The organism is Microbacterium sp. P2_F9, from assembly GCF_056403635.1.
Window position 1 is genome coordinate 1 of record NZ_JBFUFC010000064.1, and the last position, 18,272, is coordinate 18,272.

Below are 18,272 nucleotides of genomic sequence, written 5' to 3' on the forward strand. Positions count from 1 at the left end.
GGCATCCACGGATTGCGACTGCCCATCGATCCAACCGAAGCACAGCGCGACATCGAGAGCCTCGGCGTAGGTGATCCCTGGCCGGGTCGTCGCCTTCTTCCGCAGCCGCAGTCGAACCCCGCCCGGGTCTGGGTCCGCGGTCAACCAGGCTTCCCAGTCCGCAACCGTGTCCACGTGCAGCTCGGGTTTGTCCGCGTGGTTGACCATGACGGGAGGATAGCCCGTGCCACCGACCCGGGTCAGAGCTGACGCCGGAGGCGCTCGGCCTGGCGCAGCAGGTACTGCTGTTCGAGAGTGCTGGTCGCACGGCGGGCGGCCTCCGCATACGCGGATGCCGCGGCATCCGTCTCCCCCACCCTCTCCTGCAGGTAGGCGAGTGCGGCGTGGTAGCGGGGCACGTCATCGTTCACGGCGTGCAGGGCGGCGAGTCCGGCTTGCGGCCCGTCTGCCTCGCCGCTCGCGACCGCACGACTGAGGCGGATGATCGGTGAGTCCCCGAGGACGAGAAGCTCGTCGTACCATTCCACGATCTGCACCCAGTCGGTCTCAGCGGCAGTCGGCGCATCCGCGTGCAGCGCCGCAATGGCGGCCTGCGCCTGGTACTGCCCCAGCCGGTCGCGGGCGAGCGCCGCCTGCAGGATGTCGACTCCTTCAGCGATCGAGCCCACGTCCCACCGAGTGCGGTCCTGCTCGGCGAGCGGCACGAGTCGTCCGTCGATCACGCGGGCGGGCCTCCGAGCGTGGGTCAGCAGCATGAGGGCGAGCAGCCCGCGAACCTCCGGCTCGTCGGCGAGTGCTGCGAGCTGCCGCATCACGCGGATCGCTTCGGCGGCGAGGTCGAGCTCACCGGAGTAGCCCTCGTTGAACACCACGTAGAGCACGCGCAGCACCCGCGACAAGTCACCCGGCTGATCCAACGGAATGCCGACAAGCCGCTGCTTCGCACGACTGATGCGCTGCGCCATCGTCGCCTCGGGCACGAGGAAGGCATCCGCGATCTGCCGCGTCGTCAGACCCGCGACCGCGCGCAGCGTGAGTGCGACGGCCGACGCCGAGGTGAGGACAGGATGCGCGCACAGGAAGTAGAGCGCGAGCGTGTCGTCGCGCTGCGGCACGGGACCGGACACGAGTTCTGTCGCAAGCCGCTCCTGCCGGGCAGTACGCGCCACGTCGCTGCGCACCTGGTCGAGGAACGCGCGCCACGCGACCGTGACGAGCCACGCGCGAATGTCACGAACCCCCTCGAGATCCGATCGCTCGAGTGCGCGCACGAGGGCGGCCTGAACGGCATCCTCGGCCGACGCGAAGTCCGCGCCGCGCCGAACGAGGATGCCGACCACCTCCGGGATCGTACGGCGCAGGGCCGCCGCGTCCACCTGTGTCACCCCAGGTCTGCCGGCGGCGCTCCCATCACCTCACGCAGTTCCAGCCATTCACCGAGAGGCGTGCCGCCTGCCCACGGCGCAGCCGACAACTCCGAGGCGATCTCCAGAGCCCGTCCGTACGAGTCGACCTCGACGAGCATCCAGCCCGCAATGAGGTCCTTCGTCTCGGCGAAGGGACCGTCGACGACGGGCGGGCGCCCCTCGCCGTCGAAGCGGACCCATGCGCCGTCCATCGAGAGCCCCTCCGAGGAGACCAGCTTCCCCGACGTGATGAGCCGCTTCTCCATGTCCAGCATGTACTGCACGTGCGCCGTCCACTCATCGGGCGCGAGCTGATCCATCGCGACAGAATTCACCGCGGGACGTCCGCCGCGGTAGTGCTTGAGCATCAGATACTTGGCCATGTCAGCTTCCAGTCCCGTGCGGCCCATTCTGACCGCTTCATAAGGAGGACGGAACCGGAAGAGCGATCTCGACACCCCGCCGGAAAGTTCTCAGGCAAACAGTCCCGCCGAACCCATCACATGATCAGGTTCCAGTCGAATCACGACGCGCCGCGGGTTCACGCGAGGCTGCCGGTAACGCTGCGCGTAGAGCGCGACGGCGTGGTCCACCGCGGCTGGGTCGCGTTCGATGATCGCCTCGCCCGCGATGCTGAGCCACTGCGGGCCCGATACCTGCGCCACCGTCGCCCTCGCGTCGCGCTCGATGTTGCGCACCTTCTGGCTGCCATCGCTCGTGATGATGCGCACGATCCCCTGATCGACCGTGTAGCCGACCGCGACGACATGAATGCCGCCGTTGCGCCCGATCGTGGAGAGAGTCGCGAGGTGGTAATCCGAGACGAACCGGTGCCCATCGTCGGTGAGCGAGTCGATCGATGCCATGGTTCCATCCTGCCCTCCAGGCATACGAACTCCCGACCGTCGACGACGTCGAACGGACTCCGCGTATCAGACCGCGTACTCGCCCCTCTTCTCAACTGGTCCGTCACTCGCGGGTCAGGGGCCGCTCCTCGAGCGGCGAGAAGGGAAACATCATGGCGCTGAATACCAGTCTCATCGCGATCATCGCGCGGAGGCACCCGCAGATCTGGGAGATCGTCGGTGGCGGGCCAGGCGGCGGCATCCGCAGCCGCGCCGAGGCGGTCGCCCTCAACCCCCAGCCGCTCCCGCCGGCCTTCCGGTACGGTGCTGCCGTAGGCCACCAGGTCGTGCAGACCGCCTTAACGGCCCACCTGCTGAAGATCGCGTTCGAGCCCGGTGACGACATCTGCCCGCCGCCGCGCCACCTGCCGCCGATCCCGTTCCCGTGGCCGCCGGAGCCCTACCCGTGGCGCACCGCCGACGATGACTTCGACGTCGACTACGCGCTCGGGCTGGCCGTCACCCTGGAGGCGTCGGCGCACGCGTGGGGCCGACTGGACGGCGCAGAAGCGCTCGAGCGGCTGCACGACATCGCTCTGAAGACCGCGGCTGGGTCGGAGCGCGGCTGATCAGCAGGCGGACGGATGCCTCGACCCGGCCGCCGGGCCGGGGCATCCGTCCGCCCTCTGCACCACGGCCTCACTCGGTCGTGTCACCGGCCTCACGAGCACAGGCCCGGCGAGCGCCGACCACACCCGCATAGGCTGGAGGCATGCCCCGACTGCAGGCCGACGCCGATCCGATGCTCTGGGTTCCGGTGACCGACTCCCTCGGATTCGCGGGCCGCCGCCACCGCAAGGTGGCGATCCGAATGCTGCTCACCCAGGCGAACCTCGCGATGGGTCGCACGGACCGCCCAGGGAACGGATTCCTCGCCTGGAGCATGAGCCAGGCCGCGCCCTTCGTGATGAAGAAGGCGGCCGGGCGCGTGCTGGCCTGGGTCTGGAAGTCCGATCCCGACCTGCTCGTCGTGATGGCGCAAGTGCAGGAAGCGACACCGCAGGTGCGGACTGCGCGGGCCATGATGCCGATCGAGTACGACGACACCCAGGACTTCCGCAGCACGCATCTGGGGCTCGGSGAGAAGCTCGCGATGCCGCTGCCATCCGACTCGCGCACCCCGCCGTTCGCGACCTACACGTGGGACACCGGCACGCACTTCGTCGTCGTCACCGCGGTGTGCGCCGACCGGGAGCGCTTCGGCATCGTGATCAACGCCGTCGATGATCTGGCGCGGACGATGCGCCTCGTCGAGGACCTCGCCATCGGCGAAACGCCCGGGGTCCTTCGGATCGATCCGGCATGACAGGCACCGCTCGACCCACTGCGCACGGTCATTGAGCTCAGGGGTAGGCGCGATGCACGTGCCAGTCGTCCTCTCCCTTGTAGACATCGAAGACGAATGACTCCCCCGCCTCATCGGTGGCCTGGAATCTCCACCCGTAGAGCCCACGACGCTCGGACAGCGACGCGGACCAGATCGAGTCCCGCAGCCGCGTCGGGGTGTCGGTCACCCGCCACCTCCGCCCGCCGTAGACCATCCGCGCGGGGATGTCGTCGGCCATCCATAGCGTCAGTTCATGTTCTACTGCGACGTCGCTCATGAGTCGACAGTTTAGAACAAATCTTCTATGATCACCAGTGTGTTCTGGCGGCCGGGGAGAGGAGTCCGGTCGTGGGCAGCAGCAAACGCTATGCGCACCACTACGACCGGCTGATGGATAACCGGACGCTGGAGCGGATCGCGGCCGAGGGCCCCCTGCAGACGCTGACACCCAAGGAGCTGCGCGCGGATTCCCTGCCCGTGACCCGCGATCCTCTGCCCAAGGCGTGCAAGGCATGGGTGCGATTCGGACCCCGCGCCGTGCAGGTCGAAGCGATGGTCGTCGTCTGGAACGACCTTGCCTGCGGGATCCAATTCCAGGTCGGCGAGAACGAGCTGCGCTGCTGGGTGTGGTCGAACGCCGTCACCCCGCTGGAATGACCCCGGAGCGCAAGAGATACCGCACTAGTGCTCGTCGACGTCGACGAGCCAGCCCGCGTGCGAGCGGGCACGCCGCTCGGGTGGTGGATCGCCCGGGAGCTCCGCCGCAGACGGGTGCGGTGTGGTGACCTCGGATGCCGGCAGCCGCACGCCATTGGCCGGCATGAGGAGCGCCGTATCCGGAACGGGCACGACTTCGATCATGTAGCGCGACGGTCGCGAGCCCACGAACACGCCACTCCCGAGTTCACGCCCGACCAACGGCCACTCTTCACCATCCGATGGCATCACCGAATCAGGCGGGGCGCCGTAACCGGGTCGGCGCAGCGACCTGCGCTCGATCACCTCAGACGTGACCGCGTGCACCGCAACAACGCGACCGCGCACCCGATCGGCACGCTCCTCCTCATGGTGCGACTCGATCGCGTCGACCGTGGCGACCAGCGCCGGTCCGAACATGTCAGCCAAGGCCCGGCGCGGGTCACGCGCTTCAATACCGAAGTCGATCTCATCCCCGACGGCGAAAGCGTCACCGCAGCATTGCCACTCCCAACCCGAAAGCCAGACGCGTGTCATAGTGGCCACGCTAGTGCGACGCGCAGCTCGATGCGTCAGCCGAACGAGTTCAGAGCCCGCTGGTGCGCGGCGCTGTCGGCGCGCGTGGCATCGGTCATCAGCAGCGCGTTGTCCGTGACCTTGCGAAAGAACTCGCCATGGCACGGGATAGTCACGACCMTCGTCAGTCCGGCGCGCCAGGCACGGATGAGCGCGTCGAGATCCCGGTGCTCAGGTGACTCCGCCAGCCGTCGGCCCATCGATGACACGTGCTTGTCGGATCCTCGCTCAGACCACTCGAGATAGGACGGATCGTCGAACGCAACGTCACCGAACTCATCACGCCACGACGGCCCGAACAGCTCGCTGAGGATCTGAAGACGCTCCGGTGACCCGTTCGCGGTCTGGTGAAGCCGTTCGAATTGAGCCGGGTCCTGGTCCCGCCCGGCATGCTGCGCGATGGCATGCCACAGCCGCGGCCAGGCCCGCTCCCATGCGGCGCGTGTCGACTCGCTCAAGGCCGGTCGGTGCGCTGCCGGCGGATCGGCTAGCAGTGGTGGGAGGTCGTCATCGTCGAGGTGAAGGTCATGGGCCTCTCTGATCCACAGCAACTCCAGGAGGGAGCTTGGTCGGTCCTCGACGGTGATCGTCATCTCGTGTGGCCAAGGGTTGCCGGGAATCGGATTGACAGATCGCATCGATGCTCCTCTTCGGGGTCCACTTCATGATGCCCGCCTCGCGCCGCCGCGCAGCTGCATAACCGCCGCGTCCTGTGCTGAGGCGCCTTGACCCGACACGATGGTCGTCGCCGCTTCTTTCAGGTCAGGGTGTTCGAACCTGTACCCGGCCGCGGCGAGCGTCGCCGGCACCACCCATCGGCTCTTCAAGACGAGTTCGGGCTCGGTTCGCAGCAGCCACATCGCCGGCTCGAGCATCCATCTCCCGGCAGGGAGCCCGATCCGCATGCCGACCGTGGCACKCAACGTGCGCATCATTGTCCGGTTGTCGACGGGGTGCGGGCTGGCGATGTTCACCGGTCCGGCGATGTCGTCCCGATCGCGGAGGAACCGGATGGCCCCCACGACGTCGTCGATGTGCACCCAGCTGAACATCTGACGGCCCCGGGTGTCGTGCCACGACGAGCGACCACCGCCCGTCGGAGTCGGTCCGATGCCCCGGTAGCGGCGGTGCGGGAACCACCAGCCGTCTATCTGAGATCCCCCCAACCCGATGCGCGCGAGGGTGAGCAGCGTGTTCGCGGCGGGGCCGTCGCCGAGGACGATCGCCATCCGCAGTGCGACTCGGCGGGTGTGCGGCAGGTCGCCCTGAAAGAACTCGCGTTCCCAGTTCGTGGCGACATCGACGGAGAAGCCTTCACCGAGTTCGCCGGTGGTTTCGGTGTTCGGGCGATCGATCGCATGCCGGTAGATGGTCGCGGTCGAGGCGTTGAACCACACCGCAGGCGGAGCCGCGGCATCCGTCACCGCTTCGCGCAGCGCTCGCGTCGTATCGACGCGCGAGCGCAGGATCTCGTCGCGGTTGCGGTCGGTGTACCGGCAGTTCACCGACTTGCCGGCGAGGTTCACCAGCACGTCGGACCCGTCGATGGTCTGGGCGAGCCGAGCGGGCTCAGCCCACCTGACATCACCGGTGCGTCCAACCGTTCTCACCTCGTATCCGTCCGCGCTGAACGCCCGAACCACCGCCGCACCGACGAATCCGCTCGCACCGGCCACCACCGCGATCGGCCGACTCGACATCACACCGTCACCTCGGCGACGATGTCGAGCAGTTCGCGGAGCGGCCCGCGCAGCACCGGCACTCGGGTGAGCGGCAGCGAGAGTTTCACAAGCTTCAGGGCACCGTCCAGGAGCCGGCTGGTGCGCTGCTGACCCGGCGACTTGTCGTACACCCAGAACAGTGCGAGCAGCAGGTGAGCGAGGAGCAGCGCGGATGGGAGCCCCTCCCGGAATTCCTTCGGCACCGAGTTCTTCGCGCCCGCGACCGCGTCGCGGAACACCCCGAGGACGATGTCGCGGGCAGGGCTGGACTCGTCCGACAGCGGGTTCATCGAAGACCGCGGCGACATCGAGGCGGACAGGAACTCCGGCGCGAACCGGTGGTACGGCTCGAGCTGCGCCAGACCGGTGCGGAACACCACCCCGAGACGCTCCACGAAGTCGGTCGTTTCGGCAAGCAGCGGAGCGGCCGCATCCCGATGCGCGACCTGCACGTCGAGGTAGAGCTCCTGCACCAGGTCGTTCTTCGATGCGAAGTGATAGTTCGTGGTGCCGACCGAGACACCGGCCTCCTGCGCGATCAGCCGGATGGTGGTCGCGTCATACCCGCGCTCCCTGAACGACCTGAGCGCGACGCTTCGGATCAGCGCCCTCGTGCGCTCGCTCTTCGTCGGCGGGAGAACTTCAAAACTGGACATGTTCAGAAACTAGCAGAATCAAGCACCTTCAGCAGTGCAGAGCACCACGACCGTGTCCGTGAGACGCCGACGTGCTCGATTACCCTGGTTTCATCGACACTCTGACCGCTCTCCGCAGTCCCGCTCTGCTCAGCCGCGAGGTGCTCGCCGGGATCGTCACCACCCTCGCGCTGATCCCCGAGGTGATCTCGTTCTCGGTTATCGCGGGCGTCGACCCGAAAGTGAGCCTCATCGCGTCGGTGGTGCTGGCCCTCAGCATGTCGGTCCTGGGCGGACGAACCGCCATGGTCACGGCGGCCGCGGGCTCGGTCGCGCTCGTCGTCGCGCCGCTCGTGAAAGACCACGGCGTGGAATACCTTCTGCCGGCGGTCATCCTCGCGGGCATCGTGCAGATCGTCTTCGGAGTGCTCGGGCTCGCCCGACTCGCACGGTTCATCCCGCGGAGCGTCATGCTCGGGTTCGTCAATGCCCTCGGCATCCTGATCTTCATCGCACAGGTGCCGCACCTCATCGACGTGCCTTGGGTCGTCTACCCGCTCTTCGCGCTCGCGGTTGCGATCGTGCTGGTGCTTCCGCGCTTCACGAAAGCTGTGCCCTCACCGCTCGTGGCGATCGTCGTGGTCACCGCGGTCGTGATGATCGCCGGGCTCAGCGTGCCGAATGTCGGCGACGAAGGTGAGATCGGCGGCGCGCTGCCGGGCATCACTCCCCTGCTCGTGCCGCTGAATCTCGACACCCTGCAGCTCATCTGGCCGACGGCGCTCAGCGTCGCGTTCGTCGGGCTCATGGAGACGCTCCTCACCGCCAAGCTCGTCGACGACATCACCGACACCCGGTCGCACAAGAACCGCGAGTCGTGGGCGCTCGGCGTCGCGAACATCCTCGCCGGCCTCTACGGCGGCATCGCCGGCTGCGCCATGATCGGCCAGACGATCGTGAACGTGAAGATGGCCCGCGCGCGCACGCGCATCTCGACGTTCGTGGCGGGGCTCGCGCTGCTCGCGCTCGTCACACTGCTGAGCGATCTCATGGCGCAGATCCCGATGGCGGCGCTCGCGGCGGTGATGATGATCGTCGCCCTGACCACCATCGACTGGCACAGCGTGCGCCCGTCGACATTGCGACGGATGCCCCTGCCTGAGACTCTCGTGATGGTCGTGACGATCGTCGTGGTCGTCGCGACCGGCAACCTCGCGATCGGCGTGCTCGTCGGGGTCGTGCTGGCCATGGTGCTGTTCGCCCGTCGCGTCGCGCACGTCATCACGGTGGACCGCATCGTCGACGGGCCCGTCGCCCGATACGCGGTGCACGGCCCCCTGTTCTTCGGCAGCAGCAACGACCTGGTCGAGAGGTTCTCTTACGGGATCGACCCACCCCAGGTGGTGATCGACTTCAGCGACTCGCAGATCTGGGACGCGTCCAGCGTCGCCGCTCTCGACGCGGTCGTGACCAAGTATCAGCGCCACGACATCGACGCCGTCGTCGAAGGCCTCGATCAGCGCAGCGCCAGCTTCCACGGCCGCCTATCGGGCCACCTCGGCGGTGCCCCAGGGTGACGCATGGGTCGTGATTCCGTAGTCGCACAGCGACCACGGGACGACCGGAGTCAGTGGGACATCTGGTCGAGAGCCACGGTGGCGGCGAGGATCAGCGCGATGTCTTCACCAGAAGAGATCTCGACACCATAGGTGTCCCGAAGGCGCAGCCATCGCTTGGACACCTCCGCGATCTTCGCGTCGCCGCGCTCGAATTTGTACTCGTGATCGACGATGTTGCCCTGGATGCCGATCTCGCCGATGTCGTCAGCCTGCAGCGTGAAGCGCTCGCGCAGCGGGTTGATGAGGGCCTTCTTGATCGTGGCGTCGGGCTTGCCTGGACGCTCGATGGACATGGTGTCCCTGATCGCGACCTTGCGTTCCTGGACTTTGGCGACTTCATTGCCCGCAACGTCGCGGATCACGAGCGTGTCGCGAATGCGAGCGACTTTTCCGTCCACTTTGAACGCGCGTCGTCCGCCGTTGGTCTCGATCCAGAAGTCATCCCCGAACGACACGAGCTTCTCCCGCATCTGGTAGACCTCGACGTCTCCGCCGCCGCGCCGCTCCTCGCGCCGCTCTTGACGGCCCTCTCCTCGACGACCCAGAAGTGCCATGGTTCACCTTTCGCTCAGGATGCCTCGCACGGCCATCATGGCATCGCAGGAGTCAGGCCGTCGAGGCGATGGCTCCGTTGATCGCTTCCGCGTCGCTGTCGAGGAGCGACCTGTCGCGCTCCGCTGTCTCGGGAATGATCGTCCAGCCGTCTCCCTCGTAGCGAGGGATGACGTGAAGGTGGAAGTGGAAGACCGTCTGAAAGGCGACTTCGCCGTCACAGACGAAGATGTTGATCCCCTGGCAGCGCATGTCGGAGCGTCGCAAGGCTCGTGCCATGTCATGGCCTACCGACCAGACGTGGGCGCTCGTGACTCCATCGAGGTCTTCAAGACCGACCGCGTGCTCACGTGGCACAACCAGAAGATGCCCGGGCGTGACGGGGTTCAGGTCCATGAAAGCCACAACGGTCTCGTCCTCGTAGACCACACTTGCTTCGGCCTGCTGAGCCGCAATGGCGCAGAAGACGCATCCCTCGGGCGGCGGTGTCGTGCTCTGCGTCATACGGGCAATAGTGCCAGTCCGTCCGCCTCGGCACCTTTACGGAAGGACGCGGGCGCTGCGTCCCTCGAAGCTGACGATGTCGCCCACGTGCAGTTGCCGTCCGCGGCGGCGATCGACCTCGCCGTTCACGGTCACGTAGCCGTCGATAATGGCCTCTTTCGCGTTTCCGCCGGAGTCGAGGAGCCCAGCGAACTTCAGGAACTGCCCGAGGCGGATACCGTCACCACCGATCGGGACATCGTCGATCGGGGCCGGATTCATCATCCCCGAATGTTAGCCGAGCCGGGGGCCGCGGCGAGCGGTTCGGGGTTGCGCACCAATCCCGCGAGTACGAGAGCCACCGCAGGCACGAGCAGGCAGACGGCGATCGCAACCCGCAGCCCGGCCCATTCGGCCATGGCTCCCACCAGCAGCGGCGAGGCGAGAACGCCCAGTCGCATCACGGTCGATGCGGCGGCGAGGCCAGCGCCGACGTCGAGGCCAGGGGCGCGCTCGGCGGCATCCATGGCGAGCGGGATCATCGGGGCGATCCCCAGTCCGAGGATGCCGAGTCCGACTGCGACAACCCACGTCTCCGGCGCGAAGACGGCTGTGAGCAATCCGACGAAGGCCGCGACCGAGCCGACCCGAAGAGTGCCCACCGACCCGATCCGGTCGACGAGGGCGTCAGAGGTGAATCTGCCCAGGGTGAGAGCACCCATCAATGCGACGAAGGGGATCGCCGCTTCGGCCACGGTGGCACCGGTTTCGGCGACCACGTACACCCCGCCCCAGGTGGAACCCACATCCTCGAGGAAGCCGCCGATGGCGGCGATGGCGCACGCCGCAATGAGGATGCTGCTGAACCGACCACTCCGGTGAGACTCCGCCCGCACCTGCGACGCCGGCRGCGTAGGCAGGCGCACGAGCGAGAGCGCGCACAGACTGCCGACGATGATGAGGATTCCCATGATCGACAGATGGATCTCGATGGGCACCGCGAACAGCAGTGCAACGGCGCCGAGCAGAGCCCCGGCGATCGCCCCTGCACTCCATGCACCATGGAGTCCGTTGATGATCGATCGGCCCATCAGTCGCTGGATCGCAAGCCCGTGGGCGTTATTGCCGACGTCCCCTGTCGCATCCCCGAACCCGATGGCGAACAGCACCACCCCGAGAATGACCGGCCCGCCCACAAAGCCGGCCACCACCAGCAAGACGCCGAGAAGCGCGGACGACGTCACAGCCACCGGCACAGCCCCCAGACGTGCGACCAGCCGACCCGCGACGATACTTCCCACCACCGAGCCCACGGGGCCGCACGCCACCATCAGACCGAACGTCAACTCGCTGAGGTCGAACCGGTCGTTCAGCTCCGGGTACCGGGTCACGATCGACGCGAACACCAACGCGTTCGCGATGAAGAGCATCGCCACCCCGAGACGCGCGGCGGACACTCGCCCGAGAACCGCCGACGAGTTCATCATGGGCCTCCAACTGACCACGGCATGCCACCACCTGTTGTGGCCCGTAAACGGAAGAAGGACATTCCAGCTCCCCGATCGGGGCGGTAGGAATGTCCTTCTGACCAGCGATTTGAGTGGACCTGAGGGGATTCGAACCCCTGACCCCCTGCATGCCATGCAGGTGCGCTACCAGCTGCGCCACAGGCCCAATTCGCCGACCCCGGCAAGCCGAGGCAACCCCACTAGATTACTACATCTCAGGCGTTCCGCCGAACCGAGGGACTATTCCGCCTGTGCCCTGGCGGGCAGTTCGATCGGAACGACCGGGCAGTCCTTCCAGAGGCGCTCGAGCCCGTAGAAGACCCGCTCCTGCTCGTGGAAGACGTGCACGACGAGATCACCGAAGTCGAGGAGGATCCAGCGGGCCTCATTGCGCCCTTCGCGCCGCAGACGCTTGAACCCGGCCTCGAGCAGTCTGTCCTCGATCTCGTCGGCGATCGCCGCGACATTGCGCTCGCTGCGCCCGGTGACGAGCAGGAAGATGTCCACGAGCGGAAGCGGAAGCGAGACGTCCAGCCCGATGAGGTCCTCGCCGCCCTTGGAGTCGGCGGCGGCGGCCGCGATCTGCATCATACGGATGCCGGAATCGGTGGCAGTCATCAGAACACTCCAGTCGCGAACGCGAGGATCAGGACGCCGACAAGGGCGAGGGCGAGGACGCCGGCGGTGATCGCGAGAGTCATCATGAGCTTCCCGCCCTTCTCCGGCGTCGGGGGCTTGATGATCTCACCAGGCTGCTTGACCGTGCTGATGGCGGCGCTCGCCGCGATCGGCGTCGGGGAGGAGTGCGCGGGCAGCTCCTTGTCCACGAGCACCGCATCCGCTTCCTTGCCATCGGCGACGCCGGGGGCATGCCCGAGCGAACCAAGCCCCTCAGGCAGATTCAGCGTGCCGGTGATCATCACTTCGCCTGTCGCGGTGAGCGGCGCCATCATGGGCGACACATCCGGCGACTGGGAGAGGATCAGCGCGCTGGGGGCCGAGCCGGAGCCGTTCGCGGACCGCGTGATGAGGTCGTCGAACGAGGAGGACGCCAGGTCGGAGTGCGCGGCGTCGCCCGCGAGCAGCGCGGCGCCGAACCCCGGGTTGACCGTGGCCCGCTCGGGCTCAGGCTCAGGCTCAGGCTCAGGCTCAGGCTCAGGCTCAGGCTCAGGCTCAGGCTCAGGCTCGGCCTGCGGCTCGCTCTCCTCGACCACGTCGATCGTCGGAGCGGCCTCATCGAGCTCGGCGACGACATCGGGCTCGTCGACTGGGTCGGCATGCTCTTCGGCTGCGGGTTCGGATTCCTCCGGGGCCTCGGGCTCCTCGACCACGGCGAGGACGCCGAGCTCCTCGAGGGGCGACGGCGTGGCCGGCTCTTCCGCATCTGCCGTGGACTCGGCATCCATCGTCTCGGATTCCTGGTGCGCAGCGGTGTACGCGGCGGCGACTTCGGGGGTGATGACGGGGACGGATGCCGTGCGGATGCGCTCCTGCTGGCGTGCCTGCCTGCGGGTCAGCGGTGAGACACCGAGGTCGACCTCGAAGTCCGGGCCGGGGGGCTCGGGCAGGACGATCGGCTCGGCCGCTCGCGCCAGCTGGGCCGGCGGTGTCACCGCAGGGGCGTCGGAATCGGGCTGTGCGTGCTGGGCGGCGGCCGCCGCGGCCTCGGCAGGGAGGATCACCGGGGTCGCACCGGTGTTGCGGATCTCCCGCATCTGCTTTCGGGTCAGCGGCGGAGTTTCGGGTTGCTCGGTTGTGCTCATTCCTCGCTCCGATAGAGGTGGTGCTTCGCAATGTATTGGACCACGCCGTCGGGTACGAGGTACCACACGGGGTTTCCACGCCGGACTCGGTCGCGGCAGTCGGTCGATGAGATGGCGAGTGCGGGGACTTCGAGTTGGCTGACGTCTTCGCTGGGCAGCCCGTCGGTGCTCAGCACGTGGCCCGGACGGGACACGGCGACGAAGTGCGCGAGGCTCCAGAGTTCGTCGTGATCGCGCCAGCTGAGGATCTGCGCGAGAGCGTCGGCTCCGGTGATGAAGAACAGATCCGCATCGGGACGCTCGGTCTTCAGCTCGCGCAGCGTGTCGATCGTGTAGGTGGCGCCGGCGCGGTCGATGTCGACTCGACTGACCGTGAAGCGGGGATTCGATGCTGTCGCGATCACGGTCATGAGGTACCGGTGCTCGCCCAGCGTGACCTTGTTCTTCTGCCACGGCTGCCCGGTGGGGACGAAGATCACCTCGTCGAGGTCGAACGACTGAGCCACTTCGCTGGCTGCCACCAGGTGACCATGATGAATGGGATCGAACGTCCCACCCATGACCCCGATTCTCGGAGTTCGCGTCACCGACATGCGGTGGGCCTAGTGGCCGTGCCCCGCCTGCTGCACGTCGTTCGCGTGGGCACGGGCGTATGCCTCGGCCTTGTGGCTGTGGCGGTTCGCCACGTTGCGGTACGAGAGGGTGACGAGCGAGAGGGCGATGAACGCCACCAGCGCAAAGAGCCCGTATCCGATGGTCTCGAGAGCGATATTGCCGTGCTCGGACTCCTCGGCGGCGAAGGCGATGAGCGTGGTGAAGGTCATGCGGACTCCGTTTCGGGTGTGCGGCCGGGTTCGGACGCGAACCCCAGTCTATGCCGTCAGCGACGGACCTGCCCTGATCCCCGCGCCAGCCACTTGGTGCTGGTGAGTTCGGTCAGCCCCATCGGACCGCGCGCGTGCAGCTTCTGCGTCGAGATGCCCACCTCGGCGCCGAAGCCGAATTCGGAGCCATCGGTGAACCGCGTCGAGGCGTTGACCATGACGACAGCCGAGTCGACTTCGGCGAGGAAGCGCTCGGCGTTGCCGGCGTCCTCGGTGATGATCGATTCGGTGTGGTGGGTCGAATACCGGCGGATGTGGGCCAGGGCCTCATCGAGGTCGTCGACCACGCGGATCGCGATGTCGAGGCTGAGGTACTCGGTCTCCCAGTCGTCCGCGGTGGCGGGCACGACGTCCGGGACGAGCGCTGCGACCGCGGCGTCGCCGTGCAGCGTCACGCCCTGCTCGCGCAGCGCCGCAGCGACCGGCGGAATGAGCCGGGTCGCGGCATCCCGATGCACCAGCACCGTCTCCACCGCGTTGCACACACTCGGACGCTGGACTTTCGCGTTCACGACAATGTCGCGCGCCCAGTCGAGCGGTGCGGTCGCGTCGAGGACGATGTGCACGACACCGGCGCCCGTCTCGATCACGGGGACGGATGACTCGGTGACGACCGTCTCGATCAGCTGGGCGCTGCCCCGCGGCACGAGGACGTCCACGAGACCCCGCGCCTGCATGAGCGCTTTGGCGCCATCCCGCCCGAAGTCGTCGACCGTCTGGATGGCCTCCGGGTTGAGCCCACGGCTCGCCAGCGCTCCGCGCATGGTGCGTACCAGCGCGGCGTTGGTGAGCTCGGCAGCCGAGCCACCCCGGAGCACGACGGCGTTGCCGGAGCGCAACGCCAGCGCGGCGATGTCGACCGTCACGTTGGGTCTGGCCTCGTAGATCGACCCGACCACRCCGAACGGCACCGAGACCTTGGTCAGCTCCACGCCGTTCGGGAGGGTCCGCTCGTCGAGGACGCGCCCGACCGGGTCGGGCAGCGCTGCGATCGCCCGAACAGCCTCGGCCAGGGCGCCGACCCGGGGCTTGTCGAGGCGCAGCCGATCCTGCAGCGCCTCGGAGAGTCCCGTCGCGCGGCCACGTTCGAGGTCTTCGGCGTTCGCCGCGACGATCTCGGGTGCGGCCTCCTCGATGGCGGCGGCGATGGCCAGCAGCGCATCGCGCTTGTCCACGTCGCCGAGCAGCGCGACCTCACGGGAGGCATCCTTGGCGAGAAGCAGACGTTCCGCAGCCGTGGTCGCGATCGAGGTCATCAGCCCAGCTTATCGGCGTCCACGAGGCCGGTCGCGGACCGGATCGGGCCCGTGTGCGCATGGGTGACCGGCGCAGGATTCGGGTCGAACCACGTGCCGATCTCCGCGCCATTCAGGGCGGGTCCGACGAGATCCGCACTCGTGACGAGGACAGCGACTCCGGATGCCGCGGCCAGCCGCGCAGCGGAGACCTTCGTCGCCGCTCCCCCGGTGCCGACGCTGTTGACGACCACTGAGCCGAACTCGAATCCGGCGAGGTCGTCGCCGAACTCGACGCGGGTGATCGGAAGCGCGCCGGGCTCGTCCGGCGGCCGAGTGTAGAGGCATTCGATGTCGCTCAGCAGCACGAGCGCGTCGGCGCCGATGAGCTGCGCCACGAGCGCGGCCAGCCGGTCGTTGTCGCCGAAGCGGATCTCGTGGGTGGCGACGGTGTCGTTCTCGTTGACGATCGGGAGGATCCGAAGGCCCAGCAGCCGCTCCATCGCCCGTGCCGCATTGGAGCGGTGCATCGGGTTCTCGAGGTCGCCGGCCGTCAGCAGCACCTGTCCGGCGACGATCCGGAAGGGGCGCAGGGCCTCCTGATAGCGGTAGATGAGCACGTTCTGGCCCACCGCGGCCGCCGCCTGCTGGGTCGCCAGATCGCTCGGCCGCTCGGCGAGCAGGAGGTACGGCATCCCGGTCGCGATGGCGCCGGACGACACCAGCACGACCTCGGTGCCGCGCGCGTGCGCGGCCGCGAGCGCCTCGACGATCGGCGGGATCTTGTGGGCGTTCTCACCGCTGATCGAGGACGAGCCGACCTTCACGACGATGCGACGAGCACCGGCGAGCTCGGTGCGGTCGAAGACGCTCACTCCGATGGCTCCTCGTCGATCCACGTTCCCGCGGCACGCCGCTCGGCTTCGAGCTCGGCGCGTGCCAGAGCCTTGGCGTCCATGAGGTCGTGATAGTGGTCGCGGCGCTCCGCGGTCGTACGACGCCCATTGGGGTCGATGCGCGGGTCGGTGCCACGCGGCGCGGTCATGAGCTCGGCCGTGGAGGAGAGCGACGGATCCCAGTCGAAGACGACGCCGTCGCCCTCGCCGATGACGACGGTCGCCCCGGGGGTCGCGCCGGCGCGGAACAGGCCGTCCTCGATGCCCAGCTTGGCGAGTCGATCGGCAAGGTAGCCGACCGCCTCGTCGTTCTTGAAGTCGGTCTGCTGCACCCAGCGCACCGGCTTCTCGCCGACGATGCGGTAGATGTCGCCGTACGTGCCGCCCTCGACCCGGATGTGGAAGTCCTTCTCCGCGCCCCTCGGGCGGATGACGATGCGCTCCGGCGCCGGCTTGGCGGCCGCGGCGATGCGCTCCTGGGACACGACCTCGGCCAGCGCGAAGTTGAGCTGCCGCAGGCCCTGGTGGCTGACCGTGGAGATCTCGAACACGCGGTAGCCGCGCGCCTCGAGGTCGGGACGCACCAGCTCGGCGAGTTCGGCGGCCTCCGGCACATCGATCTTGTTGAGCGCGATGATCTGGGGGCGCTCGAGCAGCGGGGTCTGACCCTCGGGCACCGGGTAGGCGGCGAGTTCGGCCAGGATCACATCGAGATCGCTCAGCGGGTCGCGCCCCGGCTCGAGGGTCGCGCAGTCGAGCACGTGGACGAGCGCCGTGCAGCGTTCGACATGCCGGAGGAACTCGAGGCCGAGCCCTTTGCCCTCGCTTGCGCCCTCGATGAGTCCTGGGACGTCGGCGATCGTGTAGCGGATGTCGCCGGCCTGGACCACCCCGAGGTTCGGGTGCAGCGTCGTGAACGGGTAGTCGGCGATCTTCGGCCGAGCGGCCGAGACCGCGGCGACGAGGCTGGACTTGCCGGCCGACGGGTAGCCGACCAGGGCCACGTCGGCGACGGTCTTCAGCTCGAGGAGGACGTCGCCTTCCCAACCGGGGGTGCCGAGCAGTGCGAAGCCGGGCGCCTTGCGCTTCTGCGAGGCCAGCACGGCGTTGCCGAGGCCGCCGATGCCGCCGGGTGCGACGACGAAGCGGATGCCGGGCTCGACGAGGTCGATCAGCGTCTCGCCGTCGGTGTCCTTGACGACGGTGCCGACCGGCACGGCGAGTTCGAGAGACTCTCCGGCCGCGCCGGAGCGATGGTCGCCCATTCCGAATCCACCGTTGCCGGCCTTGCGGTGCGGCGAGTGGTGGTACGACAGCAGCGTCGTCACCTGGGGATCGGACACCAGGACGATCTCGCCGCCGTGGCCGCCGTTGCCGCCATCGGGCCCGGCGAGCGGCTTGAACTTCTCGCGACGCACGGAGACGCATCCGTCCCCGCCCTTTCCGGCGCGCAGGTGAAGAGTGACTTGGTCGACGAAGGTGACCATGGGGTCTCTTTCCTGTGGTTCGTGCGGCGAAAACAAGACGAGGGGCGAGCCGAAGCCCGCCCCTCGCGAAATGTGTGTGCGAGCCTCGGACTACTCCGCGACCGCGACGATGTTGACGACCTTGCGGCCGCCCTTCTGGCCGAACTCGACCGCGCCTGCCTCGAGGGCGAACAGCGTGTCGTCGCCACCACGGCCGACGTTGGCGCCGGGGTGGAAGTGGGTGCCGCGCTGACGGACGATGATCTCGCCGGCGAGGACCTTCTGTCCGCCGAAGCGCTTCACGCCCAGTCGCTGAGCGTTGGAATCACGACCGTTGCGGGTGGAGCTTGCGCCCTTTTTGTGTGCCATCTCTGCGTCTCTTCCTGGACTACTTGATTCCGGTGACCTTGACGCGCGTGAGGTCCTGACGGTGGCCCTGGCGCTTCTTGTAGCCGGTCTTGTTCTTGAACTTCTGGATCACGATCTTGGGACCGCGCTCCTCGCCGAGAACCTCGGCGGTGACGGTGACCTTGGCGAGCTTGTCGGCGTCGGTCGTGACGGCGTCGCCGTCCACGAACAGCACCGCGGGGAGCTCGATCT

26 protein-coding genes and 1 tRNA gene are annotated in these 18,272 nt (G+C 67.8%); 4 read left to right on the plus strand and 23 right to left on the minus strand.

Translation table 11 applies throughout. The features are described 5' to 3' along the window. From AC1DVT_RS08765 to AC1DVT_RS08780, 4 genes are all read right to left on the minus strand, one after another. Positions 1-207, minus strand: a 207-nt coding sequence (locus tag AC1DVT_RS08765; RefSeq protein ID WP_477388227.1) for a YdeI/OmpD-associated family protein, incomplete at its 3' end; no start/stop codon positions are given. A gap of 32 nt (positions 208-239) precedes the next feature. Then, positions 240-1,376, minus strand: a complete 1,137-nt coding sequence (locus AC1DVT_RS08770; protein ID WP_477388261.1) for an RNA polymerase sigma factor — start codon at positions 1,374-1,376, stop codon at positions 240-242. A gap of 5 nt (positions 1,377-1,381) precedes the next feature. Further along, positions 1,382-1,789, minus strand: coding sequence for a YciI family protein (locus tag AC1DVT_RS08775; protein ID WP_477388229.1), 408 nt, complete (start codon positions 1,787-1,789; stop codon positions 1,382-1,384). A 90-nt stretch (positions 1,790-1,879) separates the two neighbouring features. Continuing rightward, positions 1,880-2,272 (minus strand): PPOX class F420-dependent oxidoreductase, encoded by a 393-nt coding sequence (locus AC1DVT_RS08780; RefSeq protein WP_477388231.1) that lies wholly within the window; start codon positions 2,270-2,272, stop codon positions 1,880-1,882. 152 nt (positions 2,273-2,424) lie between these two features. Here AC1DVT_RS08780 and AC1DVT_RS08785 point away from each other — a divergent pair, with 152 nt between their 5' ends. Both AC1DVT_RS08785 and AC1DVT_RS08790 read left to right on the plus strand, forming a co-directional pair. Further along, entirely contained in the window at positions 2,425-2,880 is a 456-nt protein-coding gene (locus AC1DVT_RS08785) for a hypothetical protein (RefSeq protein WP_457098513.1), read from the plus strand. Between the two features lie 143 nt (positions 2,881-3,023). Beyond that, the gene (locus AC1DVT_RS08790; protein WP_477388233.1) at positions 3,024-3,617 is read left to right on the plus strand and encodes a hypothetical protein; all 594 of its coding nucleotides are present in this window, start codon (positions 3,024-3,026) and stop codon (positions 3,615-3,617) included. 37 nt (positions 3,618-3,654) lie between these two features. Here AC1DVT_RS08790 and AC1DVT_RS08795 read toward each other — a convergent pair whose 3' ends face one another. Further along, positions 3,655-3,915, minus strand: a complete 261-nt coding sequence (locus AC1DVT_RS08795; RefSeq protein ID WP_477388235.1) for a hypothetical protein — start codon at positions 3,913-3,915, stop codon at positions 3,655-3,657. Between the two features lie 71 nt (positions 3,916-3,986). Here AC1DVT_RS08795 and AC1DVT_RS08800 point away from each other — a divergent pair, with 71 nt between their 5' ends. Next, a complete protein-coding gene (locus AC1DVT_RS08800) occupies positions 3,987-4,295 on the plus strand; it encodes a hypothetical protein (protein WP_457098510.1) in 309 nt (102 codons plus the stop codon). 24 nt (positions 4,296-4,319) lie between these two features. Here the strand turns inward: AC1DVT_RS08800 and AC1DVT_RS08805 are convergent, their stop codons facing one another. The 4 genes from AC1DVT_RS08805 to AC1DVT_RS08820 all read right to left on the minus strand — a co-directional run bounded on the left by AC1DVT_RS08805 (position 4,320) and on the right by AC1DVT_RS08820 (position 7,287). Continuing rightward, on the minus strand, positions 4,320-4,871 hold the full coding sequence (locus AC1DVT_RS08805) for a DUF6578 domain-containing protein (protein WP_477388237.1): 552 nt from the start codon (positions 4,869-4,871) through the stop codon (positions 4,320-4,322). 35 nt (positions 4,872-4,906) lie between these two features. Further along, a complete protein-coding gene (locus AC1DVT_RS08810) occupies positions 4,907-5,368 on the minus strand; it encodes a hypothetical protein (RefSeq protein WP_477388239.1) in 462 nt (153 codons plus the stop codon). Between the two features lie 204 nt (positions 5,369-5,572). After that, a complete protein-coding gene (locus AC1DVT_RS08815) occupies positions 5,573-6,610 on the minus strand; it encodes an epimerase (RefSeq protein WP_477388241.1) in 1,038 nt (345 codons plus the stop codon). Beyond that, on the minus strand, positions 6,610-7,287 hold the full coding sequence (locus tag AC1DVT_RS08820) for a TetR/AcrR family transcriptional regulator (protein ID WP_457098507.1): 678 nt from the start codon (positions 7,285-7,287) through the stop codon (positions 6,610-6,612). The genes AC1DVT_RS08815 and AC1DVT_RS08820 overlap by 1 nt, the downstream gene beginning before the upstream one ends. A 71-nt stretch (positions 7,288-7,358) precedes the next feature. Here AC1DVT_RS08820 and AC1DVT_RS08825 point away from each other — a divergent pair, with 71 nt between their 5' ends. Then, positions 7,359-8,843 (plus strand): SulP family inorganic anion transporter, encoded by a 1,485-nt coding sequence (locus tag AC1DVT_RS08825; RefSeq protein ID WP_477388243.1) that lies wholly within the window; start codon positions 7,359-7,361, stop codon positions 8,841-8,843. Between the two features lie 50 nt (positions 8,844-8,893). On the opposite strand, the gene AC1DVT_RS08830 is transcribed toward AC1DVT_RS08825, so the two are convergent. From AC1DVT_RS08830 to rplU, 14 genes are all read right to left on the minus strand, one after another. Then, positions 8,894-9,439, minus strand: coding sequence for an LURP-one-related/scramblase family protein (locus AC1DVT_RS08830; protein ID WP_457098505.1), 546 nt, complete (start codon positions 9,437-9,439; stop codon positions 8,894-8,896). 52 nt (positions 9,440-9,491) lie between these two features. Then, the gene (locus AC1DVT_RS08835) at positions 9,492-9,941 is read right to left on the minus strand and encodes an HIT family protein (RefSeq protein ID WP_477388245.1); all 450 of its coding nucleotides are present in this window, start codon (positions 9,939-9,941) and stop codon (positions 9,492-9,494) included. Between the two features lie 36 nt (positions 9,942-9,977). After that, positions 9,978-10,205 carry an RNA-binding S4 domain-containing protein gene (locus AC1DVT_RS08840; RefSeq protein ID WP_457098504.1) on the minus strand — a complete coding sequence of 76 codons (228 nt, stop codon included), beginning with the start codon at positions 10,203-10,205 and terminating at the stop codon, positions 9,978-9,980. Beyond that, positions 10,202-11,407 (minus strand): MFS transporter, encoded by a 1,206-nt coding sequence (locus AC1DVT_RS08845; protein WP_477388247.1) that lies wholly within the window; start codon positions 11,405-11,407, stop codon positions 10,202-10,204. Before AC1DVT_RS08845 ends, AC1DVT_RS08840 begins: the two co-directional genes overlap by 4 nt. 114 nt (positions 11,408-11,521) lie before the next feature. Then, positions 11,522-11,594: transfer RNA gene (locus AC1DVT_RS08850), tRNA-Ala, on the minus strand. Between the two features lie 74 nt (positions 11,595-11,668). Beyond that, positions 11,669-12,046, minus strand: coding sequence for a ribosome silencing factor (gene rsfS, locus AC1DVT_RS08855; protein ID WP_477388249.1), 378 nt, complete (start codon positions 12,044-12,046; stop codon positions 11,669-11,671). Further along, positions 12,046-13,191 carry a hypothetical protein gene (locus tag AC1DVT_RS08860; protein ID WP_477388251.1) on the minus strand — a complete coding sequence of 382 codons (1,146 nt, stop codon included), beginning with the start codon at positions 13,189-13,191 and terminating at the stop codon, positions 12,046-12,048. Before AC1DVT_RS08860 ends, rsfS begins: the two co-directional genes overlap by 1 nt. Then, positions 13,188-13,784 carry a nicotinate-nucleotide adenylyltransferase gene (gene nadD / locus AC1DVT_RS08865; RefSeq protein WP_477388253.1) on the minus strand — a complete coding sequence of 199 codons (597 nt, stop codon included), beginning with the start codon at positions 13,782-13,784 and terminating at the stop codon, positions 13,188-13,190. Before nadD ends, AC1DVT_RS08860 begins: the two co-directional genes overlap by 4 nt. A 9-nt stretch (positions 13,785-13,793) precedes the next feature. Next, positions 13,794-14,015: a hypothetical protein gene (locus AC1DVT_RS08870; protein WP_457098498.1), complete on the minus strand. Its 222-nt coding sequence runs from the start codon at positions 14,013-14,015 to the stop codon at positions 13,794-13,796. A gap of 56 nt (positions 14,016-14,071) precedes the next feature. Continuing rightward, a complete protein-coding gene (locus AC1DVT_RS08875) occupies positions 14,072-15,331 on the minus strand; it encodes a glutamate-5-semialdehyde dehydrogenase (protein WP_477388255.1) in 1,260 nt (419 codons plus the stop codon). Continuing rightward, entirely contained in the window at positions 15,331-16,185 is an 855-nt protein-coding gene (proB, locus tag AC1DVT_RS08880) for a glutamate 5-kinase (protein ID WP_457098496.1), read from the minus strand. Before proB ends, AC1DVT_RS08875 begins: the two co-directional genes overlap by 1 nt. Further along, entirely contained in the window at positions 16,182-17,693 is a 1,512-nt protein-coding gene (gene obgE / locus AC1DVT_RS08885; RefSeq protein WP_477388257.1) for a GTPase ObgE, read from the minus strand. The genes proB and obgE overlap by 4 nt, the downstream gene beginning before the upstream one ends. A 90-nt stretch (positions 17,694-17,783) precedes the next feature. Further along, a complete protein-coding gene (gene rpmA / locus AC1DVT_RS08890) occupies positions 17,784-18,041 on the minus strand; it encodes a 50S ribosomal protein L27 (protein ID WP_137843458.1) in 258 nt (85 codons plus the stop codon). Between the two features lie 19 nt (positions 18,042-18,060). Beyond that, positions 18,061-18,272 (minus strand): 50S ribosomal protein L21 (gene rplU / locus AC1DVT_RS08895; protein WP_477388259.1); only part of this gene is annotated, 212 nt, incomplete at its 5' end.